We start from the raw sequence: 23,000 nt of genomic DNA, 5'->3' as shown, positions 1-23,000 counted from the left end.
CAAGAACCTGACATCGTTAACGCATCTTTACATATCCCCAGTCCGGCGAGCCAATGTCTAACCGCGAAGCGGTCCCCTCGCAACTCATCGCCATCATGTGGCTCATGCAATCAATTCATCGTCCGGGCAGCGCCCGCGGCGGGCGCGGGCGGGGCGTCGCGCCGCGAAGGCATCTGTCCGCCGACGCCGCGCTGGCGGCGGAGGTGGGCGCCACGCGGCGGCGGCCGGGCGGCCCGGCCCGCGCGGCAAGCGGCGCGCCGAGAGGCTCGCCCCGCGCAGGAGGCCGCGCGCGGCCGGGGGAGCCGCCGGATGCAGGAGTTACCGGGATCAGGCAAGAGTTACATGGCCCGGTCGTGCAAGAGTTGCACGAGCCCGCCCGGAAGGCGCGTCCTGCCCGGGAGAGCGCGCCGCGCCCGCGGCGACGGCTCAGGCACACGGGCTGCTAAGACGAAAGACGAACGACGAACGACGACAGGGCCCGAGCTCCTCGCGGGACGCTCGAGCCACCGATGACGCATCAGGGCGTCGCGCGGGTCACGTTCGCCTCCTCGGCCTCTCGCCTCATGTCGCCTTCCTTCCTTGCGCGCGTACGCGCGCGGGCGCGGGCGAGGACCGCCTCCGAGCGGCTGGACGAGAGAGGAGAGGACGCTCCCCGCCGGCAGCCCCAAGGAGATCTGCTTGCCTGACACCCCTCTGACGACATCCGTTCTCACCTCCGCGCTCGGCGGAGAGATCCAGTCACTCCGAGCCGTGATCGCCGCGCTCACGCCGGTGATCCACGCGCGCGTCGGCCGGGCGCTCCACCGGCGCTTCGCCCGCTCCGCGGGCGGGGCGGACGACCGCCTGGACGACCTCGTGCAAGACGTGTTCGTCGAGCTGTTCCGCGACGGCAGCCGGGCGCTCCGCGCCTGGGATCCGGCCCGCGGGCTGAGCCTCGCCAACTGGGTGGGCCTCATCGCCGACCAGCGCGTGGCCGCGGCCCTCCGCCGCTGGCGGCGGCACCCGGAGGCCGCGGCGCTGCCGCTCGACGACGCGCCGGAGGAGGGCGCGCGGTCCGACGACGATCCGGAGGCACGGGTGCTCGCCCGCGACGCGCTGGAGCGCCCCCTCGGCCTGCTCCGCGCGGAGCTCAGCCCCCTCGGGCGGGAGCTCTTCGAGGCGCTCCTCATCGAGGAGGAGCCGATCGCCGCGGTGTGCGCGCGGACGGGGATGAGCACCGCCGCGGTGCAGGCCTGGAGCAGCCGCCTCAAGCGGCGGCTCGCGGAGCTCGCCGCCGGGGGCGGCCGGCGCGCGCCGAGCGCGCCCGGAGGACGGCGCAGGTCGATAACGGCCGACGACAGCGGGACATCGCTCGACTCCGCGCGATCCCACGGCGCGCCACGAACCGCAGGCCGGGTCGCGCCGGGGCAGCGGACCAGGAAGAAGTCGGCGTCGGATGTCAGCCGCGTAGAGCATCGCTCCTAAACCCTCATCGACAACGAGGAGGCGCCGGCCCCCCGCGGGGCGGGAGCGGCAGAGCGCCTCTCATCGCAGGAAGGAAGAAGAACTCATGTCTCTTCAGAAGGCAGTGTTGCGCTCGGCCCACGGAGATCTCGTCTCGTTTTCGGCGCTCGCCGCGATGATGGCGCTCGCGGCGCTCCTCCCCGCGTGCGGCGCCCCGCCCGCGGACGACCTCGAGCTCGGCGAGGCGGCGGCCCTCTCCGCGCAGGCCACCGCGGTCGTGGGACCCGTGAAGGGCCGCGACGCCTGCGCCGGCGTCCGCTGCAAGGACGGCTTCGTCTGCGAAGCGCAGAACGGGAGCCCCGCGTGCGTGGCCGCCCCGCCGCCGGAGTGCCGGACCGACGACGATTGCAGCCTCCTCGCCAGCTATTGCGGGGACTGCACCTGCAGCGCCGTCCCGTCAGGCGAGGTCGAGCCCAAGTGCGTGGAAGGCGAGGTGGCGTGCGCGGTCTGGCCCTGTCTCGGCCTCACCGCCTCCTGCCAGGCCGGCACGTGCGTGCTCGCGGGCGAGCTGTGATCGGCGGTCCGGGGCAGGCGCGCTGGCCGGCGGCGGCCGGCGCGCCGCCCCGGCCCCGCGCCGCGCGGCGGCCGGTCCGCCGCCGCCCCGCTCACCCCGGCTCGCGCCCCGGGATCTCCGGCCGCACGCGCACGCTCTTCCACCGCGCGAGCTGCACGAGCCCGGCCGGGGCGCCGCGCGGCTTGCTCACGTCGGCGACGCGGCAGACGTGGACCTCCACCTTGGCCGCGCCCCGCGCCTTCGAGTACCACGCGGCCGCCGCGGCGGCGCGCTCGACCACCTCGCGCGGGACCTCCCCGCGCCCCGGGTTGCGCACGATCACGTGGCTGCCCGGCGTGCCGCCGGCCACGTGCAGCCAGAGATCGTGCGGCTCGGCGACCTCGAAGGTGAGCGCGTCGTTGTCGTCGTCGCCGCGGCCGACGAGCACCTCGAAGCCGTCGAACGAGAGCGTGCGGTACGGCCGCCCCTTGCTGCCCATCCCCAGCCCCCCGCCGTCAGCCGGCCGCGGCGCCGGCGCTCGCCCGCGCGGGCCGCGCGGGCGCCGCCTCGGTCTTCACCTCGGCGTCGAGCCACGCGAGCAGGTCCCGCACGACCTCCTCGCGGTTGATCTCGTTCAGCATCTCGTGGCGCCCGCCGGGGTAGATCCGCTGGGTCACCCGGCGGAGGCCGGCGGCGCGGTACGCCTCGATCATCTGCGTCACGCCCCGGAGCGGGCCGCCGACCGGGTCGCGCGAGCCGGAGAAGACGTAGACCGGCAGATCCTTCGGGATCCGCGCCTGCCGCTCGGGCCGCGCGATGTCCACCATCGCGTCGAGCAGGTCGATCCACAGCGAGACCGTCGCGGGGAAGCCGCAGCGGGGATCGGCGATGTACCCGTCGACCTCGGCGCGATCGCGAGAGAGCCAGTCGAAGGGCGTGCGCGCCGGCGCGAACAGCTTGTTGAAGCTGTCGAAGCTCATCGACTGGAGCAGCTGGCTCTTGCCCCGCTCGCCCAGGCGCCGCCGCTCCGCGCGCGCCACGAGCCGGCCCACGTCGACGAGCGGGCTCGGCTTGCCCGAGGAGCCCGAGAGCACCGCGCCCTGGATCGAGCCGCCGCGCTCGATCAGGTACTCCTGCACGAGCGAGGAGCCCATGCTGTGGCCGAAGAGCACGACCGGCAGGCCCGGGTGCTCCTCCTGCTCGCGGGCGATGAGCGCCGCGAGATCGCGCACGACCCGCTGGAAGCCGCCCTGGCTCGCGAAGAAGCCGAGCTCGCCGCGCTCGCGCGCCGTCCTGCCGTGGCCGCGGTGGTCGTTCGCGTAGACGGCCCACCCGGCGGCAGAGAGCGCGTGCGCGAGGCGCGCGTAGCGGCCCGCGTGCTCGGACATGCCGTGGGCGATGTGGAAGATGCCGCGCGCCCCGTCGTCCGGGAGCCAGCGGTACACGAAGAGCTCTCGACCGTCGTCCGCCTGAAACGTGAAGGTGTCCGCGGGCATCGGGAGAGGACCCTACCACCGCTCCGCGCGCGACTGACCACGATTCTCGATGCTTCCGCGCCGAAAGGACTTTTCGGTACGGTCCTCCGTGGCATGAGGTTCGCACGACGACGCGGCCATGCCCGAGCGCCGATCGTTGCCCGTGCTGTCGTTGCGCGACACCGTGCTCTTCCCTGGGATAGCGACGCCCATCACGGTCGGACGGCTGAAGACGCTCCGCGCGGTGGAGGCCGCCCTCCGGATGGAGGGAGAAGACAAGCGCATCTTCGCGGTCGCCCAGCGGGACGCCGCCGAGGAGCCCACCACGGGCGGCCTCTTCTCGATCGGCGTGATCGCCCGCATCACCCAGGTGCAGCGGTTCGGCTCAGGCCTCCAGCTCGTGCTGTACTGCGAGCGGCGAGCGGCCGCGCCCCGCTACACCGAGGTCGATGGCGTGATCCGCGCCCCGGTCATCGAGCTTGCCGATCTACCCCTCCGTCCAGAGGAGGACAGCGCCCTGGAGGCGCTCGCCCGCGAGGTGCGCGAGCGCGCCGTCGAGTACGGCCGTCACCGCGGCGCGCCCGAGGACGTGCTCAAGCAGTTCGTCGGCAGCATGTACGGGCCCGCCGAGCTCGTGAACCACATCGCCTTCTACCTGGACCTCCCGACCCCCGAGAAGCAGGCGCTGCTCGAGATCCTCTCGACGGAAGAGCGGATGCGCAGCCTCGCGCTCCACCTCTACCGGCAGATCGGGATCGTGGAGACTCAGGAGAAGATCCGGACGACCGTCGAGGAGGAGCTCGGCGAGCGGCAGCGGGAGCTCTATCTGCGCGAGCAGCTGCGCGCGATCCAGAAGGAGCTCGGCGAGGAGGACGACGAGAACGCCGCGGCACGTCTGGAGCACAAGCTGCAGCGGGCGGGCCTGCCGGCCGACGCCCTGCAGGAGGCCCGGCGCGACCTCTCGCGGCTCAAGCGCATGGGACGGGAGACATCGCCCGAGGCGCAGGTGCTGATGACCTGGCTCGAGTGGGTGGCCGATCTGCCCTGGAGCCAGCGCACCGACGACCACGTCGATCTCGATCGGGCCCGGGCGATCCTCGACGAGGATCACCACGGCCTCGGCGACGTGAAGGACCGGGTGCTCGAGTTCCTGGCGGTCCGCAAGCTGCGCGTCGAGCAGGCGCGGGGCGAGGGCGAGCGGAGCCGCGCGGTCTCCCGCGGCCCGATCCTGCTCTTCCTCGGTCCGCCCGGGACCGGCAAGACGTCCATCGCGGAGTCGATCGCGCGGGCGCTCGGGCGCAAGTACGTCCGCGTCTCGCTGGGCGGGGCGCGCGACGAGGCGGACATCCGGGGACATCGTCGCACCTACGTGGGCGCGATGCCGGGCCGCATCCTCCAGGGGATCAAGCGGGTGGGCTCGAAGAACCCCGTGATCGTCCTCGACGAGGTCGACAAGCTCGGCGCGTCGTTCCAGGGCGATCCGGGCGCGGCGCTGCTGGAGGTGCTCGATCCGGCGCAGAACGAGGGCTTCGTCGATCACTACCTCGGCCTGCCGTTCGACCTGTCCGAGGTGCTGTTCATCTGCACGGCGAACTTCCGGGAGACGATCCCCGCGCCGCTGTTCGACCGGATGGAGACCGCGCTGTTCGCCGGATACACGGAGCAGGAGAAGCACGAGATCGCCCGGAGGTACCTGCTCCCCCGGCAGCGGCGGGAGTGCGGGCTGAGCGAGGATCAGCTGCGCGTGACGGGCGCGGCGCTCGGCGAGATCATCAGCGGCTACACGCGCGAGGCGGGCGTACGTCAGCTCGAACGGACGCTCGGCGCCCTGGCGAGAAAGGCCGCGCGCCGGATCGCGGGCGGCGAGATCGAGCGGGCCGTGGTGAGCGCGGGAGAGGACGTGAAGGAATTGCTCGGTCGCGCGAAGATGCGCCTGGAGCGGAGGCTGCAGCACGATCTGCCGGGCGTCGCGACCGGCATGTATTACACGCAGCTGGGTGGCGACATCATGCACGTCGAGGCGAGCGTGATGCCCGGCAAGGGCGATTTCGTCCTGACGGGGCAGCTCGGCGAGGTCATGAAGGAGAGCGGCCGCGCGGCGCTGAGCTACGCGCGCGCGCACGCGGCGGAGCTCGGCGTGCCGCTCGATCGGCTGCTGCGGCGCGACGTGCACATCCACGTTCCGGCGGGGGCGGTGCCCAAGGACGGCCCGAGCGCGGGCGTGACGATCGCGGTGGCGCTGGTGAGCGCCCTGTCGGGCAGGCCGGTGCGGAGCGACATCGCGATGACCGGGGAGATCACGCTGCGCGGCACGGTCCTGCCGATCGGGGGCCTCAAGGAGAAGGTGCTGGGGGCCCACCGGGCGGGGATCTTCGAGATCCTGATCCCGGCGGACAACGAGGCGGATCTCGACGATCTGCCGGCGGAGGTGCGTCGCTCGCTGGAGTTCACCCTGGTGAGCACGCTCGACGAGGCGATCGCGGTCTGCCTGCGGCTCCGGCCGATCCGCCTGGAGGCGCCGGAGGAGATGCCGCACGCGCGGGCGTCCTGAGGCGCGCGCTCCGGGACGGCCTCAGCGGCCCTCGGCGCTGCCGGTATTGACGGACGCGGCCCCGCGCCACTCGATCAACCCGGCCGAATCCTCGATGATCGCCTGGAAGCTCCGCAGCTTCGCGGCGTCGCGCATCCCCACGCGGATGGAGAAGCCCGGCTCGTCCGGGCGCCGGTAGAGCAGGATGGCCGCGTCCTGCCGCTCGAACAGCAGGCAGCGCCGCGGGTACGGGAGCCGCGTGAACCCCAGCCGCTCGAAGACCACGGCCGCGTCCTCGGCGCTCGGAGGCGCGCCCGCCGGCCCGTCCGCGGAGAGGTGCTCGGCGCGGTGAGGGAAGGTCGGCAGATGGACATTCCTCATCGCCAGCACGAACAGCATCTCCCGGAGGCTCGCGAACCGCCGGGTGAGTCGCGTCTTCCACGTCTGCTCGCCGAACGGAAAGCGGACCACCTGGCAGTCCTCGGCCTCGGACGGGGCGTCGAGATCGAGGAAGTAGTGCTGCCCGTCCGGGGAAGCGTCGCCGAGGATGTAGAGGAAGCGGCGCGGCGGCATCCACGGGGCAAGCTCATAGAGCTCTGCGATCTTGGTCGGATGGTATTCGTGGAGGCCGTCGAGCAACGGCCCGCCCTCGGCGCCCATCGCCAGGGCGAACGAGCGGTAGAAGCCCGGGCAAGGGCGGCCGAAGCGCTCCTCGAGCTCGTCGAGCCGCCAGCCGTAGACGCCCTGGATCCGGCCGCGGTACCCCGGCGCGTAGCGGTCGAGCAGCGAGAGGAGCTCTTCCATGATCAGGGACACTCCGCGTGGTTGTCACAGAGCATCTCCGGGACGAGCTCCTGGCAGGTCTCGCACGAAGGCACCGACTCTCCGTGCTGGAACTTCTCCAGTCCCCTCGAGCTCTCTCCGTCTTTCGTCTTCGTGTACGTGACCTTGACGGCCTTGCCGAGGGGCGAGTACCACTTCTCCGACATGGTCTTGACCTTGTGTCCGCCCGCGCCTCCTGCCTGGAGGAGCTTGGGAGCGGCGCAGTCCCAGACATTCCGGTTCATCGTCTCGAGGGCGCTCTTCTGCCGTTCACTCTGCGTGAAGCCGTCGACGAGCGTGAACGTCCCGGTGGCGTCCACGGCGTCGCGGAAGCCGGGCGTGACCTCGCCGGAGGCGGCCGCGAGCATCTTGGGGTCCTGGTTGCACTTGCAGATGCACGCCCCGACCATATAGGGCTTGGTGTACGTGGCGGTCCCCTCGCTCGCGCCGAGGACAGGGCGCATCGCCCCGAGCTCGTCGTTGATCGCGCGGAGCTCCTGCGTGAAGGCCTGGGTCACGACATCCATCTCTCGCCTGAGGGCCTTGATCTCGCCCTCCTTCGCCATGGCCTTCCTTTTGGCGTCGTTGTATTTCTTGCCGAGCTCGGCCTTGTTCTCCTTGGGCGCATTGTCGAGAGCCGCCTTGGCAGATTCCGCGGCCGCCTCCAGCTGCGCCAAGATCGCGCTCTCCTCATCGATCTTGCGCTCGATCACGGCCCGCTTCTCCCGCCGTTGCTCCAGGAGGTCGAGATACCTGCGCAGGAGCGCCTCCTGCGCGCGGAACCTGTCCCGGAGCTCCTTGAAGAGGTCGAGCAGGGTCGCCACCACCTCGCCCGTCTCGTGAACACGGTGGTTGCCGACCGGCTGCTCGCACACCCCGCACGGCGCGTCGTCGCCATAGGCCAGCCCCGTCTGCCCGTTCGAGATGAACGCCGTGTTGAACGTGTTGCCGTTCTGCAGGGTCGGGTCGAGGAACCGGGCCACGCCCTTGCCCTCCACCTTCACATCCATGCTCGACCCGCCCCAGGTCAGCTTGCCCTTGATCTTCGACGAGATGACGCCCCCCGCCGCCCCCGGCTCGTCGCCCGTGCTCGTGCTGAGCTCCGAGCTCGCGAGGGCCACGGGGTTGCCCGCGATGCTCGTCTGCTTGCTGCCCTTGGCCAGCATCGCGTCCTGCGCCGTGTTCACGAACGGCGTGGGCACCGGGCCGGCCGGCGTGGGCACCTTGCAGACGTCCGGCGGCGCCGCGACGTGCGTGAGGCCGTCGCCCTGATGCAGGACCAGCCGGCCGTTCGCGAAGACGTTGCTCATCGCCCCTCTCCTCCGCCGGCGCCCCCGACGGCCGCTTCCACCACGCAGGCCCCCACGCGCCCCCCGCGGCCCCGCGCGCCGTCCGCGCTGCCGTACACGAGCGCGCGCGGCGCCCGCCCCGCCACGCGCGCCGCCTGCGCCCGCCGCCGCCGCCGGTGGAGCGCCGCGGCCAGCATCACCGGCGCGGCGCCCGCGCCCGCGTCGCCCAGCCACTCGCCCGCCGCGCGCAGCGCGAGCGGCTCCGGCATCCACGCGGCGTTGCGCAGGTACGCGCGCGAGAGCTCCGTCGCCCAGAACGACTCGCCCGGCTGGCAGCTCATCACCTCGTCCACGCGCCGCGCCCCCGCCGCCTCGTCCCCCCGGAGCGCGCGGAACACGCCCGTGAGCCCGTCGGCCGCGCTCGGCACCCGCGACGCGAACGGCGCGGGCTCGGCCCCGAGCGCGACGCCCAGCACGACGCCCAGCGCCTCGAGGCCCATCCCCGCCGCGGCCCCGGGCCGCGCCACGACGACGAAGCCCGCCGCCTCCCCCGGGATGCGCCCGTCGCGGTTCTGCGGGGAGAGGTGCAGCCGCGCCGCCGAGAGCGCCGCGAGCGAGTCCGCGTCGCAGAGCGAGTCGACCGCGCCCACCACCGCCATGGAGCCGACCCGGCCCGCGCGCAGGTCCCCGATCGCCGCGGAGAGCGCCTCGAAGAAGGCCGCGCGCCCGCCCTCGAACGCCCCGACCAGCGCGAGCGCGCCCCCCGCCTGGCCCGGCGGCGCGGCGAGGAGCGCGCCGAGGAGCGACTCGCGCGCCACCGGCGCGCCCAGCGACGGCTCCGGCAGCCCCAGGTAAAGCGGCACCCGCCCCATCGGAGAGGCCTTGAGCCGCTCCCGCACGCCGTCCAGCGCGGCGCGGCCGAGCGCGATCATCCGCTCCGTGCGGGTGGACGACGGATCGAGCGTCGCGAGCCGCGACGCGCGCACCGGCTCGCCCGCGCCCGGCGCCGCGGCCTCGGCGAAGCGGGCGAGCCCCGCCCGCATCGACGCGAGCGTCATCTCCTCGGTCGTCCCGATCGGCGTGCACAGCCCGAGGCCCACGACGCGCTCGCCGCTCACGGCGCGTTCTCCCACGGCTCCAGCAGGCGGACGGTGGTGACCTCGTGCCCGGCGAGCTCGCCGTGGGCCGCGAACGTGGCGCGGTAAACGAGCGAGACGCGCCGCTCGTCCGGCTCCAGGTACACCGCGTCGAGCGTCATGAGCCGCCGCTCCACGCGCCGCCCGAGGGCGCACTTCGCGACCACCCGGCACACGGGCAGCGAGAACGCGATCGGGCCGTCCGGCGAGACGCCGTCGAGGAGCACGGGCTCGCCGCCGCGCAGGTGCGGCGAGGCGGCGAGGCGCCGCGGCGCCGCCTGGAAGAAGCGCTCGTCGAAATCGGCGGGCCAGAGCGGGGCGCGCCGCTCGACCCACGCCGCGTCGTACGTGCCCGCGAGCCCGAGGCGCGGCTGCCAGCTCCGGGCCACCGGGCCGAAGCCGCACGGCGGAGGCCGGTCCGACCAGCCCTCGATGAGCGCGTCGGGGTCCTCGATGAACGGCAAGGGGCGGCCCTGCGCCTCGCGCTCGCTCGCATAGAGGCCCATGCCCACCGGGTTGCGCGCGTCGTACGCGCCGGCCGCCGCCCCGCCGAAGCTCTGCTCGTAGCGGAGCGGCATCGACCGGAAGGGCTCCGGGCTCGAGGGGGAGAGCCCCGCCCTGCCCCGCTGCCAGACGCGCGCGCCGAAGACCAGCGCCCGCTTCTCGACCCGGCCCACCCGGACCGCGACCGAGGCCGTGGTCGCCCGCCGCCCGCCGGCGGTCCACGCGTGGCCGTGGAGCAGCACGTCCGTCATCGGGCGCGTGTACGCGGCCTCCGATTCATAGCGAAGGCTCGACGCCCCGGGCTCGCCCCAGTACGCGTCGGCCGCGCGCGGCGCGGGCTGCTCGTCGCAGAGGCGCAGCGGCCCCGCGGCGGGCCGCCCCGGCGCCGGCAGGGCGAAGCTGCCGGCGGCGACGACGACGAGGCATTCCACGCCGTCGCGCGTGAGCGAGGGGAAATCGGCCGCCGCGAGCGGGGTGAGGTTGTCGAGGGCGGGCATCCGGCCGGTGGGCGAGGATGGTTTCAGACTCGCTGGCCCGCGACAAGCCGCTCGACACCGCCCGGCGCGGAGCATGTAGTATCGGGGCGAGCTCGCGCGCGCGCTCCCGTGCGCTCGCCTCTCGGGAGGAGCGGGATCCGTGCACACATTCCAGATCGAAGGGGTCGGCGGAGATCTCCGGGTCGTCCATTTCGAGGGGCAGGAGGCGATCTCCGAGCTCTTCCGGTTCGATATCACGCTCGTGAGCCTCGCCGGCGATCTCGCCCTCGGCGCCGCGGTCGGGAAGCGCGCGTCGCTCGGCTTCCGGGTCGGCGAGGACGTCCGCCGCGTCCACGGGATCATCGCCCATTTCGAGCTCGGCGAAGAGGGGAAGAAGCTCACCACCTACAGGGCCGTGCTGGTGCCCGACGTCTTTCGCCTGCTCCACCGGCGCGACAGCCGCATCTTCCAGGAGCTCGCGGTCCCCGACATCCTGAAGAAGGTCTTCGAGGCCGCCGGCGTCGCCCCGGGCGACTGCCGCTTCGCGCTCCGGGGGCGCTACGCGCCCCGCGAGTATTGCGTGCAGTACCGCGAGACCGACTGGGCATTTGCCTGCCGGCTGATGGAGGAAGAGGGCATCGCCTACTGGTTCGATCACGACGCGGACGCGCACAAGCTCGTGCTCTGCGACGACCCCTCGGCCCACCCCCCGATCGACGGCGAGGCGGCGCTCGTGTTCCGCCCGCCGCTCGGCGCGCTCATCAGCGGCGAGCACGTCTCCCGCTTCCGCTACGCCGAGCAGGTCCAGCCCGGCAAGGTCACGCTGCGCGATTACAATTTCAAGAAGCCGGCGCTCTCGCTGGAGAGCTCCGAGCAGGGCGAGCGCGACGACGATCTCGAGATCTACGACCACCCCGGCGATTACGACGCGCCGGGCGCGGGGCGCGAGCGCGCGCGCGTCCGCCTGGAGGAGCTCGCGGCGAGGCGCCGCATCGCCGAGGGCGAGGCCGCTTGCCCGCGCATGCTCGCCGGCCGCACGTTCTCGCTCGCCGAGCACCCGCGCGACGACGTGAACCAGGCTTATCTCCTCGTCCGCGTCGAGCACAGCGGCCACGAGCCCGCCATGGAATCCGTGGTGAACGAGGGCAAGCCGCCCTGTGAAACGCGGTTCCAGGCCATCCCCGCCGGCGTCCCGTTCCGCCCGCCGCTCGTCACGCAGAAGCCCTCGATCAAGGGCGTCCAGACCGCGATCGTGACCGGCCCCGCGGGCGAGGAGATCTACACGGACGAGCACGGGCGCATCAAGGTGCAGTTCCACTGGGACCGGCAGGGCAAGCGGGACGAGCGCAGCTCGTGCTGGATCCGGGTCAGCCAGGTGTGGGCCGGCAGCGCGTGGGGCGCGGTCGTCCTGCCGCGCATCGGCCACGAGGTCGTGGTCGATTTCATCGAGGGCGACCCGGATCGCCCGCTCGTGGTCGGCAGCGTCTACCACGGCGCCAACGTGCCGCCGTACGCGCTGCCCGCCGAGAAGACGAAGAGCGCCCTCAAATCGAACAGCTCGTCCGGCGGCGAGGGCTACAACGAGCTCCGCTTCGAGGACCGGAAGGGCTCCGAGGAGGTCTTCCTCCACGCCCAGAAGGACTGGAACACCGTCGTTCGCAACGACAGGACCCAGGACGTCGGCCGCGACGAGGCGCTCCACGTCGCCCGCGACCGGACCAAGCGCGTGGACAACGATCAGCGCGAGGTCGTCGGCGGCCACAAGGCCATCGAGGTCACGAAGACGCACACGGAGAGCATCGGGCAGGACGAGCGCCTCGACGTCGGCGGCGACCGGACGGTCGCGGTGTCGGGCAGCCACGCCGAGTCGGTCGGCAAGGACCAGTCGATCGACGTGGGCGGCGGCCAGAGCGTCTCGATCGGCGCGTCGGCGACGATCTCGATCGGCAAGAGCAAGACCGAATCCGTCGGCGAGGCGAGCGACGAGACCGTCGGCAAGAGCAAGTCGGTGAGCGTGGACGAGGCCTACGCCATCACGGTCGGCAAGGACATGACCGTCACGGTCAGCAAGAGCGCGCGGGACGAGATCGGCGAGAACAAGGCCGTCATCGTGGGCAAAGCGCTCACCATCCAGGTCGGCGACGCGCAGATCCTGATCAAGCAGAGCGGCGAAGTCGTGCTGCAGGGAAAGCAGCTCGTCGTGAAGGCCGACGGCCCGATCCAAGTGGAAGGGCAGAAGCTCGCGGTGAAGTCCGGCGGCGACGTGAGCGTGCAAGCCTCGGGCAACGTGAGCGTCAAGGGCGGCAAGATCGGGATGAACTGACGGCGAGTCCGATCGAGGCCACGGATGGATCGAGCGGAGGAGGGCGCATGGCGAGGCGAGCGAGCGGGGGCGGAGCGGCGGCGTGCACCGGATCCGGCACCGGATCCGGGGCGGCTCGGCGCAGAGCGACGGAGCGCGCGGGCGAGAGGGGATGAGCGCGACCCTGCAAGCCTCGCTGTGCGAGGAGCACGCCGACCAGGCGGCGTTCCTGTGGCTCCTCCGGGATCGCGCCGCCCGGAGCGCGGCCTACGGCCTCGAGGACCTGGCCGAGCTCGACGATCGGCTGGAGGCGCACCTCGACGGGCTCAGGCTGGCGGGGGACGCCGGCTGGGAGGCGTGCCGCGCGCTGCTCCAGCAGGCCGAGGGGGGCGAGGTGTTCGGCGCGGCGATCGTGGCGGTGCATCGCTGGGACCTGCGGGGGCTCGCGCGGGTCCTCGACGTGGGCGGCGGGGCGCCGGACGTGTCGCGGGGCATCGCGTCGGCGCTCGGGTGGACGCCGCTCGAGCGCGTGCGGCGCCTCCTGCCCGGGCTCCTCTCGGGCCGGTGCCCGCCGGCGCTGCAATGGCTCGGGATCGCGGCGTGCGCGGCGCACGGCGAGGACCCCGGCGCGCCGCTCGGCTACGCGCTGCTCGCGCGCGACCCGCGGCTGCGCGCGCGGGCGCTGCGGGCCGCCGGGCAGCTCGGGCGGGTCGACCTGCTCCCCGACGTGCGCGCGTCGCTCCGCTCCGACGCCGAGGCGTGCCGCTTCTGGGCGGCGTGGTCGGCGGCGCTGCTCGGCGAGGGCGCGTCCGCGCTGGTGCTCTGGGAGCTCGCGAACGGAGGCGGGCCGTTCGCGGCCGAGTCCGCGAGCATGGCGATGCGGCGGATGGCCCCGGCGGTCGCGTCCACCTGGCTGCGCAAGCTGGAGCGGTCGGCGCGCGACCCGCGGGTGCCGGTTTCGGCGGCGTGGGCGCTGGGCGACCCGGCGGCCGTGCCGTGGCTCCTGGAGGTCGCGGGGGATCCGGCCCTCGCGCGCCTCTCGGGTCAGGCGATCTCGCTGATCACGGGGCTCGATCTGGCGGCGGAGCAGCTCGCGCAACGGGCGCCGAGCGGGCTCCGCGCGGGGCCGACGGACGACCCGAGCGATCATGACGTGGCGATGGATCCGGACGGGGATCTTCCCTTTCCCGACGTCGCGGGCGTCTCGGCCTGGTGGCGCCGTCGCGCGGCGGAGTACCGGCCGGGGACGCGGTACCTGCTCGGCCGGGCGATGACGCGCGAGGGGCTGGAGCACGCGCTGCGGGAGGGCCACCAGATCGCGCGCGGGGCCGCGGCGGTGGAGCTGAGCTTGCGGGAGCGAGGGCGGGCGGTGTTCGAGGTGCGGGGGCCGGGCTTCGCGCAGCAAGAGGCGCTCGAGCGACGCGGTTAGCTCGATCCGACGGGCGCCTTCACGGGCAGTGCTCAAAATTGAACATGAAGGCGGGAAGGCGGGAAGAAAAGATCAATGATCTTCCTGCCTTCCCGCCTTCATGTGAATTCTCCCCAGGCAAATTTGAGCGCTACCCCTCACGCCACCGCCTGCGGTCCCTATTTGTCGTTCAGACCGCCCTGATCTGCTCCTCGGAGCAAGGCGGTTCGAGACCGAGCGACGCTAGGGCAGATTGGCAGACGAGATATTCCAGCTTCTGTCGCTGCAGAAGCGGCAGCTCGCGCCGACGAGCGCGCCCTTGCCGGTGGCCGTCTCGTCGCCCTTGAGCCACCAGTTGAGCCACGCCAGGTTGACCTGGGTGAACTCGCCGCCGTTCCGAGCCCACAGATCGCCGCCATGGTCCGCGCCGACCTTGGCGAACATCATGACCGGGATATCGCCCAAGGCGGAGATGTTCTGGAAGTCTCTCGCGCCGTTCTCGTGCGCGCCCAGGCTATCCGCGGTGCCGGTGACGATCAACACGGGCGTGTGAATCGAGTTGTAGAAGGCCGGATCTGGCGAGAAAGTGCCGCTGCTCGTGTGTCCCCAGGTCGTCATCCTGGGATCTGCGGCGGTCCCCGCCGCCATCAAGCCACCGCAGGAGAAGCCGTTCGCGGCGACCTTCGTGGTCTCGATGCTCTTGTAGTAGGCGCTGCAAGGCTTCTCGTTCTCGGCGATGACCCAGTCGACGTAGGCGAGCAGCACGTCGCCTCCGCCCCCGAGATCGCGGTTGGGCTCCTTGCCTCCCGGTGTCCCGTCCGCCACCACGAAGTAACCATGCGAGGCAATTTCGGCCATGGCCGCTTCAGTCGAGAGCCCGTCTCGCGAACATCCGCCCTGCCCCCAGACGAAGATCGGATACTTGGCGCCCCCACCGAGATCCGCCGGACGGAAGATGGTGCCCTCGTTGATGCCGGGGTCCGGGTTCGTCTCGACGACCACCTGATGAGGGCCGCTCCCCGACACCCTTCGATCGGCCGGTCGTGACTCGGTGCACGTGCCGGTGAAGACGCCGCCCGAGCCTCCGTCCCCGCCCGTCATGTCGCCGCCGCCGCCGGCGGGCGCGCCTCCACCTGCGGCGCCCGAGCCGGAGGGCTCAGCCCCTCCGGCCGTGCTCTGTGAGCCGCCCGAGCCCGCAGGCTGAGGCCCTCCGGTGGAGCTCGCCTGCTCGCCGCTCGAGCTGCTCGCGCCCCCTCCTGTGCCCGCCGCGGCTCCGCCGCTTCCCCCAGCGTTGCCGTCGTCACTCGAGCCGCTGCAAGCGCCGAGAATCATGCCCAGCGCGGCCCAGGTGAAAGCCCAAGTCGATTTGGTATTCATAGCGACTCCATGTCAGATCGAGCAAGCAAAAGGATGACTTTTGCGGACATTGTGAGCGTTCACATTTCCGATGTCAATTCCAATCGTCAAGCCCCGGACCTGGGGAGCTCGCCGAGACCGATCCGTCGCCTCGGGCAGCCGTGGTCGCCCCGCTCGCCAGCCCACCGCGCCCGGCGCGCGCAAGCGGCGCTCGCCGAGCCGCCCGCACAGGCGAGCCCCTCAGGAGCCCACGACCGGGTGGGAAGGAGCCGTGGCGCCCTCTCTCGACGTAAACTTACCATCTGAGGGAAACTCTTCGTGTCCTCGATCACAAAGTCGAGCGACCCGTGATTGATCGAGAGCGCTCCAGTGCACGGGGAGAGAGGGACGATGCGCTCCCGATCTCCGTCGCCGCGCCCCCGGAACCACGCTCGGCGATCCGCGATACTGCACCGGGCCGTTCACGAACCTGACATAGCCGCTCGAACGAGACGCGAACAACTGGCAATGAAATCGGACGCTTCTCGTCGGCGACTCCACTCTCTCGCGAGGCTACACCGATGATCATGAATCGAAAGCAGTCTTTGGCGGCGACCTCGACGACCGCGGGCCTCTTCGTGCTGCTGGCGGCCGGATACGCGCGCGCCGCGGAGCACTATGTGGCCCCGGACGGCAGCGACTCCAACCGCGGGACCAAGGACGAGCCGTTCGCCACCCTCACCAAGGCGAACAGCGCCGCCGCCGCCGGCGACACCATCTGGGTGCGCGGCGGCACCTACACCATCACGACCCAGCTCGTCCTCTCGAGGAGCGGCACCTCGGAGACGAGCCGCACCAAGATCTGGGCCTACCCGGGTGAGAAGCCGGTGCTCGACGCGTCGAGGTATGTCACCAGCAACCCGGCCGTCGACGTGCCGGTGGTCCTGGTGACCGGGAGCTGGATGCACCTTCGAGGGCTCGAGATCGGCAACGCCAAGGTGGGCAGGAGCGGCGATCACTCGTACTCGCTGCTCCGCACCAAGGGCTCCAGCGACAACATCTTCGAGCTGCTCGACCTCCATCATGGCTTCGGGTCCGGCCTGTTCATCGACAAAGGCAACGGCGGCAACCTGGTCCTCAACTGCGATTCGCACGACAACTACGACCAGAACGGCAGCCAGGGCGACGGCCAGAACGGGGACGGCTTCGGCGTCCATTACCAAACGACGGGCCCCAGCACGATCATCCGGGGGTGCCGCGCCTGGAACAACTCGGACGACGGCTACGACTACATCTCGCAGGAGGTGCCGGTCATCACCGAGGGCAGCTTCGCCATGTCGAACGGTCGGGGCAGCGAGGGCAACGGCAACGGGTTCAAGGTCGGCAGCAGCAAGACGGGCATCCGGCACATCGTGCAGAACAACGTGGCCTGGAAGAACAAGGCCGCGGGCTTCTACGCGAACCATTCGTCGGGCGGCAATACCTGGCTCAACAACACGGCATACAAGAATGGAACCCAATACAACATGCTGGCGAGCCCGCCCGACGACAGCAGCCAGACGATCATCTTGACCGGAGCGCTCGCGCACAAGATGCGGAACAACATCGGCTTCCCGAACAAGAACTCGAACATGGGGGGCGTCGACACCGCGTTCAACTCGTGGGACCTGAACATCACGGAGGCGAGCGCGGCCTTCGAGAGCACGTCCGACGCCGGTTGCACCGGCCCCCGCGAGGCCGACGGCCGCATCCCCTCCGCGTGCGCGTTCATGAAGCTCACGGCCGAGAGCGCCTTGATCGACGAAGGCACGGACGTGGGGCTCCCGTTCGTCGGATCGGCGCCGGACCTCGGCGCTTACGAGTTCGGCGCCGAGCCGACCGGAGGGACGGGCGGCGGCGCCGCCGGCGGCTCGGGCGCCGCTGGCGGCGGCACGGCGGCCCAGGGAAGCGGTGGCGACGGGTCCGGTGGCACGGTCGGCACCAGCGGTGGAACGGGCGCGGCGGGTGGCGCTGGTCAGGGTGGCGCGCCGGGTGTCGGCGGCTCCCCGGAGACCGGCGGCGCCGGCGGCGAATCGGCAGGCCGCGCCGGAGGCGCAGGGACCTCGGAAGACGAGAGCTCCGCGGCGGGTTGCGCGTGCGCCGTCGCTTCCGAGGACGCCACCGCCGGGTCGGGCGGGTTCGCGTTCCTCGCGCTCGCCTCGGCGTTCGCAGCGCGCTTCCGCGATCGGAGGACGGCGCGACGCGAGGGCTGCCGGCAGTCGAGGTCCTGATCCGGCAGGCCCCTCGACAGCTCGGCTACTGGCACGTCGTTCCCTGAAGCTCTTCGGCAGGGGTCGACGGCGTCAGCGCCCCTGGACCTCGATGTTGGTCACGCCCCAGCCCTCGTCGAACAGGCCGGTCAGCCCGGTCGCGGACAGGTCGAGCGCGAGGTCGGGCGCGGAGTGCGGGAAGACCAGCTTCATGCGGTATACAGAGTCGCCGTACGGATAAGCGAGGGTGTTCACCTCGCGCGCGCCCGACCCGGCCAGGCTCCCGTCCAGCGGATAGCTCTGGGAGCTCAGGGTGTTGGAGAAGGTCTCGCTGAGCAGCTCGACGCCGTCCGCGGAGGCGGTCCAGACGCTGGGACCCAAGGGCCCATCGCCGTCCCAGGCGTTGATGAGGTAGAGGTCGAAGCTCACGGTCAGCTCGGTGTGGGGGGCGAGCTCGTCCAGCGTCAGGTGCGCCGTCTCGTTGCCGAACTGCCCCAGGAAGGTGCGGTCTCCGAGCGGAGTGACGCTGGTGACGATCGACTCCCACTCCGGGCCGATGGATCCGGTGAAGTTGTTGAAGTAGACGCTGCGGGGGCTGTCGATGACCGGCCCGCCCTGCCCGTGGCTCGCGAGATCCGTCGCGGCCTCCTCGGCCGAGTGCGCGAAGCTCGCGTCGCCGGTGAGGCCCACGTCGAGGATGCACGTCCGCTTGATCACCTCGTCGGTGATGCCGGCGCAGGCCAGCTCGCCCGCGGCCCTCTGCGCGGGGGTCAGGTCGTTGAGCCACACCGGCTGCCCGGGACCGGCCGGACCGCCGCACGGGGTGCCCTGCTGGATGAGCGCGACGTCGCCCGGGGCGGCGCCCACCCGCCAGACGTCCGTGTAGCTGTTCGTGTCCTGGTACATCTCGAAGAACGTCAGCGCGCTGCTCAGCGCGCTGCCGTCCCGGGCCATCATGAACTCGTTGGTGGGGTCGTCATCGGCGTTCCCGAAGAGGCCGACCATCTTGCCCACGCTGGCCGGCGGGACGAGGAAGAGCGTGTCCAGGTACAGGCCGAGGGAATAGCTCCTTGGACGCATCGCCAGCCGCTCTCCCGTCGGCCAGGCCAGCACGGTCCTGCCGCTCGCGGACGCGTAGACGCTCCCGCCGCCGGCGAGCGCGAGCGCGCCGCTCGACGGCACCGTCGTCGGCTGCCCGTTCACGTAGAGCGCGCCGTTCGCATGATACTCCACGAGGTCGCCCGCGATGCGCGCGCCCACGGCCCGGCCGGTCGAGACGCCCGGCGACACGGGGCACTGCCGGATCTGGATCTCCAGATCGGGCGTGGCCATGCTGGTCGCCAGCACGAAGTCGCCCTCCCCCTGGAAGTCGAAGGCGACACGATCGAAGCTGACGTAATGGGGGTCTCCGTTGCACGTGGCGGGCTTGCAGGACGGCTCCGGGGTGTCCACGCGGCACCCCTTCATGACCTTGACGAGGAGGGCGTCGCTGCCACCGCCGCCGAAGGAGTGACCGCAGAACGGCGCGTCCGTCCTGCCCGTCAGGAAGACGTTGCCCCTCGGATCGACGGCGACGCCTTGTCCCGCCTCCATCGCGTTCGTGCCGATGTACTCGGTGCGTAGGTGTGCCCCCGCCGCGCTGTACTCGCGCAGGTACATGTCCGCGCTCCCGAGGGGCGCGTCGGAGTCGAGGTCGCGGGCGGTCTGGCCGGTCAACACGACGGAGCCACCGACGACGGCCACCGACGTCGCGGAGACGTTCTCGCTCGCCGTCGTCTGCCGGATCCACTGCGTGGTGAGGCTCGCGTCCAGCTTGGCGAGGAAGGCGTCATACGTCGTCGAAGACGTATACGAAGGGAAGTTCCCGTTCGTCGTGCCGGAGACGTAGACGACGGTCTGCCCCGCCTCCACCGCGGTGGTCAGGCTGAACGCCTGGTCCTGGAGGTTCGTGCCGAGGAGGGCCACCCCGCCCAGAGCACCGCTGTCGCTGTAGCGGGCGACAAACGCGTCAGCGCTGCCGCCCGCGTACGGTTGGCCCGCCAGCGCGGCGGTGGTGTAACCGGCGACGTAGATCTGCCCATCGGCGCCGACGGAGACGCTGCGCGCGATGGTCGTCTTGTTGTTCACGCCGAGCTGCCTGGTCCAGACCAGATCGCCGCTCGGCGAGTACTTCGCCACGAACAGCGACGTGGTGCCGCTCGTCGGCGGCGGGCTCACCCCGGCGAGATTCCCGCCCGTGGAGCCCACCACGTAGACGCTGCCGTCAGGCGCGTGGGCCACGGACCACGCTTGATCCACCGCAGCCGTACCGAGCTGGCGCCGCCAGGCCTCGGTCCCGTTTGCGTTCAGCTTGACGAGGAAGGCGTCCGAAGATCCCTTGTGCTGGCCGGCCTCGATCGCGCCGCTGGTGTGGCCGACCACGTAGAGCGACGCGTTGCCGCTCGCGGGGCACTGGGCCGAGGAGACGGCGACGCCCGTCGCCTGGTCGCTCGCCGACGTGCCGATCTGCGCGCCCCACACGAGGTTCCCGTCCTGACCGACCTTGCGGACGAAGGCGTCGCTCCCGCCGCTGTTCACCTCGCCCGAGATGGCCCCGGTGGTGGACCCGACCTGGTAGACGGCATCGCAGGACGCGGCGACCGCGTTCCCGAGGTCCGCGCCGGCCGTGGGCGTCTCGTCATGCCACGTCAATCCCTCGAAGCTCGGGCAGGTCACGTTCTGCAAGGGGAGCGGGCGGCCTTTCGCGCGATCTCCCCCCATCGGGTCGAACGGGAGGGTGGACAGGGGGGAGTCGTCCTCCTTGGGCCTCAGCTCCTCCTCGGTCGCGCTCGTATCGTCGTTCAGCGCTCCGCCGGGCGCGGGATCCTCCCCCTCCGCTCCGGCGCCGTCGTCCTCGGAGGAGATCGGCGCAGCCTGGTCGGGCTGGGGGCCCCTCGCCGAGCCCACCGGCAGAGGATCGCCGGTCGAGCCGCTGCAAGCGGCGACGCCTGCTGCCAGGATGCACACGGAGAGCGTCTCACCATGAAATCGTTTCATGCTCGAACCTCGCAGGAATGATGTCGACTCGAAATGGCCTGAGGCTGGGAGAAACCGATGTTTCATTCTCTTTGTCGGGTCCCTCCGAACCATCCAGCCGCCAGGGGGCCGCGAGCCCGGCCTCGACGCCGCCGGTCCTCGACGAGCGCGCGCTCCTCGTCACCGAAAGCTCAGAGCTCCCGGACAGCCCCTCATCGCGCTTCGATTCTCGCGGGGGCCACAAGCAACGAGAGTGCCAGACCTTTCAAGCTTCAGATCTGCACCGCCTGGCCGCAGGCCAGCTCCTCGGCCGGGCCCGTAGCGCGCGCAGGTGAGCGCCGCTCCAAGGACGGGATCGTTCCGCCTCCGCGCAGGGGGCACACGCGGCAGCGCGCTCGTCACCCAGGGACGCGGCGCTTCATCCAGGGACGCGGGCTCCATCGCGGGCCCCCTCTCCGGCGACCGCTCGCCATCGACCGTTCTCCTGTCGGTCCTGTTCCGCGGGGGCGAACCGCCGCGATCCGTCGCTTCATCCGGGATTTGGGGAGAGCGCCGGGCCCGCCGCTCGCGTCGACCCGCTGCCGGAGCTTTGCGGCTCGCCAGCGCCCGCAGGCTCTGCTGAGCGCGCCCGCGCGCGATGGTTACGGGGTGAAAGCGTCGAGCGTGACAGCGGTCCCGCCACTTGGGGAACTACCTGTCGTTGGCGTCGAGCGAGGACGGGAGCGGAATGACCCACCTCGCCGGCGAGATCGCTCACCTATGCACGGGCTGGATGGTGAGCGACGTGAAGAGACCATGGCCCCTGGCGCCGATGTGGAGCCGAATGAAATCCCCCACGGCCTCGAGGAGCCGGGCGCGTTTGAGCTCGCCGCTGTCGATGCCCACAAAGCCCAGCTCATCGGCGAGCCCCTTCACGATGGCCTTTGCCGCCGCGTCGTCCGAGCATAAGAAGACGGAGATGCGCTGCGGGGCGAGCTTGTCGCGCCCGAGCTCGGCGACCACGTGGGGGATCGTCTGGAACGCCGTGACGATCTTCGCCTGCGGCACGTCCGCGGCGAGCCGCTCGGCCAGCGAGGCCTCCGGCGTCGGGCGATCGACGCGGGCGTCGAAGTCGCGGTTGTTGCAGTCGATCACGACCTTTCCGGCCAGCGCCTGCGGGGCGCGCAGGAGCGTCGACGGAAAGGCGCCGCGCACCGTGTAGAGGATCACGTCGCCGAACGCAGCCGCGTCGTCGAAGTCACCCGCGCGCGCCCGCTCGTGTCCTGCGGCGACCGCCTCGGCCTTGGCGCGGTCCCTCGAGCCGAAGAGAACGTCGTGCCCGCTGGACGCCCAGAGCAGGCCGAACGTACGTCCCATGTTCCCTGTGCCGATCACGCCGATTTTCACATCCACGCTCCCTTCGAGCGAGCGATCGCTCCGGACCCGCCTCTCGCTCTCGTGCGGGGGCCGGGCCTCCATTCTTGGAGTCGGCGCGGCGCGCGACCATGACCTTTTGTCTGAAATACGTAGCCGTTCGTCCGACGCCGCCAGAGAGGGCTCGATTCGCAGGCGCCCGGACCTTGCACGATCGAAGCCAGGGGCGGCGAGCGGCATCCGATGGCGGTTGTCTCCTACCTCGTGCCAACGATGTGTGGCGACATTGAAGTGTGTAAAGCATACGTGAAGATGCATGAACAAGGCGCATCGCCGGATGCGCTCCGCCACGGAGTCCTTCAAGCTCGTCCCCGGGTTCGGCGGAGCGTCGCGGTCGTTTGCGTAGCTCACGCGTGCCCTGTCGCTCGAGCGCTCGCGTGAGCCTCGAATGACGAATGTGGATAGCTGGTCATCCGTTCGAGGGCGCTGGGAGGGCGGGGCGAGGCGGCCGAGCCGCTCCAGCTCCGGACTCCTGTGGCCCTCGGTGGATGGACGTCGTTCGCGGCGCGCGGCGCGTCTGCGCGTCGGGGCGACATCCCGGCATTCCGTGGTGCAGGTGTGGCGACCTCCGGGTCGCCCGGAACCGTGAAAGGCGAGGAAAGCAATGAACTTCATGCGGTTTGGTGTTGGCGGAGCTTTGATTGCTGGCGCGGCCCTCATGCTGCCTGCTTGCGCGGCCGAGTCGGACGACGGCGAGTCCTCCGAGATCGCGAGGACCTTCGTCGACATCGACGATCCGGCGGAGCTCGAGGGCGAGCAAGAGCTCCTTGGGACGTCGTCGGAAGCGCTGACGTCCTACTCGTTCCTTGCGTCGTGCGTCGACGTGACGATCGCGGAGTACTCGGATGGCTCCGTGCTGGTGGCCCACGCGTATTGCAGGAAGCGAGACGGCTCCTGGCATCACAGCTCGTGGGGCCGCGGGTACTGCAGCGGCGATCTGGCGAACTGTGACGGGAGCGTCGTCTGCGGGAGTTGCTGACAGCGCCTCCCGACCCCAGCGGCCGCGGCCGTGCCCGCGCCGATCTCGCGACGCCGGGGTAGCGCCCTGGT

16 protein-coding genes are annotated in these 23,000 nt (G+C 71.5%); 7 read left to right on the top strand and 9 right to left on the bottom strand.

Annotated features, from left to right (window positions below):
- Positions 1–678: 678 nt before the first annotated feature.
- Positions 679–1,464 (top strand): RNA polymerase sigma factor, encoded by a 786-nt coding sequence (locus WME98_RS30690; RefSeq protein ID WP_437945269.1) that lies wholly within the window; start codon positions 679–681, stop codon positions 1,462–1,464.
- Between the two features lie 85 nt (positions 1,465–1,549).
- On the top strand, positions 1,550–2,017 hold the full coding sequence (locus WME98_RS30685; protein WP_437945268.1) for a hypothetical protein: 468 nt from the start codon (positions 1,550–1,552) through the stop codon (positions 2,015–2,017).
- A 91-nt stretch (positions 2,018–2,108) separates the two neighbouring features.
- Here the strand turns inward: WME98_RS30685 and WME98_RS30680 are convergent, their stop codons facing one another.
- Positions 2,109–2,495 carry an NFACT RNA binding domain-containing protein gene (locus WME98_RS30680; RefSeq protein WP_437945267.1) on the bottom strand — a complete coding sequence of 129 codons (387 nt, stop codon included), beginning with the start codon at positions 2,493–2,495 and terminating at the stop codon, positions 2,109–2,111.
- 16 nt (positions 2,496–2,511) lie between these two features.
- Positions 2,512–3,492 (bottom strand): lysophospholipase, encoded by a 981-nt coding sequence (locus WME98_RS30675; protein WP_437945266.1) that lies wholly within the window; start codon positions 3,490–3,492, stop codon positions 2,512–2,514.
- Between the two features lie 118 nt (positions 3,493–3,610).
- On the opposite strand from WME98_RS30675, the gene lon reads away from it, so the two are divergent.
- Entirely contained in the window at positions 3,611–6,022 is a 2,412-nt protein-coding gene (gene lon, locus WME98_RS30670) for an endopeptidase La (protein ID WP_437945265.1), read from the top strand.
- Between the two features lie 21 nt (positions 6,023–6,043).
- Here lon and WME98_RS30665 read toward each other — a convergent pair whose 3' ends face one another.
- Genes WME98_RS30665 through WME98_RS30650 form a run of 4 tightly spaced genes read right to left on the bottom strand, consistent with a single transcriptional unit; the run spans position 6,044 to position 10,249 of the window.
- Positions 6,044–6,805, bottom strand: coding sequence for a hypothetical protein (locus WME98_RS30665; RefSeq protein WP_437945264.1), 762 nt, complete (start codon positions 6,803–6,805; stop codon positions 6,044–6,046).
- Positions 6,806–6,807: 2 nt separating this feature from the next.
- Positions 6,808–8,133 (bottom strand): PAAR-like domain-containing protein, encoded by a 1,326-nt coding sequence (locus WME98_RS30660; RefSeq protein ID WP_437945263.1) that lies wholly within the window; start codon positions 8,131–8,133, stop codon positions 6,808–6,810.
- On the bottom strand, positions 8,130–9,230 hold the full coding sequence (locus WME98_RS30655) for a 3-oxoacyl-ACP synthase (protein ID WP_437945262.1): 1,101 nt from the start codon (positions 9,228–9,230) through the stop codon (positions 8,130–8,132). The genes WME98_RS30660 and WME98_RS30655 overlap by 4 nt, the downstream gene beginning before the upstream one ends.
- Entirely contained in the window at positions 9,227–10,249 is a 1,023-nt protein-coding gene (locus tag WME98_RS30650; protein ID WP_437945261.1) for a DUF2169 family type VI secretion system accessory protein, read from the bottom strand. The genes WME98_RS30655 and WME98_RS30650 overlap by 4 nt, the downstream gene beginning before the upstream one ends.
- Before the next feature lie 139 nt (positions 10,250–10,388).
- On the opposite strand from WME98_RS30650, the gene WME98_RS30645 reads away from it, so the two are divergent.
- Together WME98_RS30645 and WME98_RS30640 are read left to right on the top strand one after the other, a co-directional pair.
- Positions 10,389–12,551 carry a type VI secretion system Vgr family protein gene (locus tag WME98_RS30645; RefSeq protein WP_437945260.1) on the top strand — a complete coding sequence of 721 codons (2,163 nt, stop codon included), beginning with the start codon at positions 10,389–10,391 and terminating at the stop codon, positions 12,549–12,551.
- Positions 12,552–12,702: 151 nt separating this feature from the next.
- Complete coding sequence (locus WME98_RS30640; protein ID WP_437945259.1) at positions 12,703–13,959, top strand: TIGR02270 family protein; 1,257 nt, start codon at positions 12,703–12,705, stop codon at positions 13,957–13,959.
- A gap of 222 nt (positions 13,960–14,181) precedes the next feature.
- Here the strand turns inward: WME98_RS30640 and WME98_RS30635 are convergent, their stop codons facing one another.
- Complete coding sequence (locus tag WME98_RS30635) at positions 14,182–14,940, bottom strand: alpha/beta hydrolase family protein (RefSeq protein WP_437945258.1); 759 nt, start codon at positions 14,938–14,940, stop codon at positions 14,182–14,184.
- A gap of 914 nt (positions 14,941–15,854) precedes the next feature.
- Here WME98_RS30635 and WME98_RS30630 point away from each other — a divergent pair.
- Entirely contained in the window at positions 15,855–17,543 is a 1,689-nt protein-coding gene (locus tag WME98_RS30630; RefSeq protein WP_437945257.1) for a right-handed parallel beta-helix repeat-containing protein, read from the top strand.
- Between the two features lie 72 nt (positions 17,544–17,615).
- Here the strand turns inward: WME98_RS30630 and WME98_RS30625 are convergent, their stop codons facing one another.
- Together WME98_RS30625 and WME98_RS30620 are read right to left on the bottom strand one after the other, a co-directional pair.
- The gene (locus WME98_RS30625; protein ID WP_437945256.1) at positions 17,616–20,558 is read right to left on the bottom strand and encodes an SBBP repeat-containing protein; all 2,943 of its coding nucleotides are present in this window, start codon (positions 20,556–20,558) and stop codon (positions 17,616–17,618) included.
- 732 nt (positions 20,559–21,290) lie between these two features.
- Entirely contained in the window at positions 21,291–22,241 is a 951-nt protein-coding gene (locus WME98_RS30620) for an NADPH-dependent F420 reductase (RefSeq protein ID WP_437945255.1), read from the bottom strand.
- A gap of 367 nt (positions 22,242–22,608) precedes the next feature.
- Between WME98_RS30620 and WME98_RS30615 the strand changes: the two genes are divergently transcribed.
- The gene (locus WME98_RS30615) at positions 22,609–22,929 is read left to right on the top strand and encodes a hypothetical protein (RefSeq protein WP_437945254.1); all 321 of its coding nucleotides are present in this window, start codon (positions 22,609–22,611) and stop codon (positions 22,927–22,929) included.
- Positions 22,930–23,000: the final 71 nt, after the last annotated feature.

Origin of the sequence: Sorangium sp. So ce296, assembly GCF_051529605.1 — a bacterium.
Taxonomy (GTDB): Bacteria; Myxococcota_A; Polyangia; order Polyangiales; family Polyangiaceae; genus Sorangium; species Sorangium cellulosum_D.
Note: the sequence above shows the minus strand (reverse complement) of the source record. Positions and strands in the feature narration are given on the sequence as shown.

Excerpts from the sequence above, each read along its gene's own strand:
- WME98_RS30685 (WP_437945268.1), top strand. The coding sequence starts at position 1,550 with ATGTCTCTTCAGAAGGCAGTGTTGCGCTCGGCCCACGGAGATCTCGTC.
- WME98_RS30680 (WP_437945267.1), bottom strand. The coding sequence starts at position 2,495 with ATGGGCAGCAAGGGGCGGCCGTACCGCACGCTCTCGTTCGACGGCTTC.
- WME98_RS30675 (WP_437945266.1), bottom strand. The coding sequence starts at position 3,492 with ATGCCCGCGGACACCTTCACGTTTCAGGCGGACGACGGTCGAGAGCTC.
- lon (WP_437945265.1), top strand. The coding sequence starts at position 3,611 with ATGCCCGAGCGCCGATCGTTGCCCGTGCTGTCGTTGCGCGACACCGTG.
- WME98_RS30665 (WP_437945264.1), bottom strand. The coding sequence starts at position 6,805 with ATGGAAGAGCTCCTCTCGCTGCTCGACCGCTACGCGCCGGGGTACCGC.
- WME98_RS30660 (WP_437945263.1), bottom strand. The coding sequence starts at position 8,133 with ATGAGCAACGTCTTCGCGAACGGCCGGCTGGTCCTGCATCAGGGCGAC.
- WME98_RS30650 (WP_437945261.1), bottom strand. The coding sequence starts at position 10,249 with ATGCCCGCCCTCGACAACCTCACCCCGCTCGCGGCGGCCGATTTCCCC.
- WME98_RS30640 (WP_437945259.1), top strand. The coding sequence starts at position 12,703 with ATGAGCGCGACCCTGCAAGCCTCGCTGTGCGAGGAGCACGCCGACCAG.
- WME98_RS30630 (WP_437945257.1), top strand. The coding sequence starts at position 15,855 with ATGATCATGAATCGAAAGCAGTCTTTGGCGGCGACCTCGACGACCGCG.
- WME98_RS30625 (WP_437945256.1), bottom strand. The coding sequence starts at position 20,558 with ATGAAACGATTTCATGGTGAGACGCTCTCCGTGTGCATCCTGGCAGCA.
- WME98_RS30615 (WP_437945254.1), top strand. The coding sequence starts at position 22,609 with ATGCTGCCTGCTTGCGCGGCCGAGTCGGACGACGGCGAGTCCTCCGAG.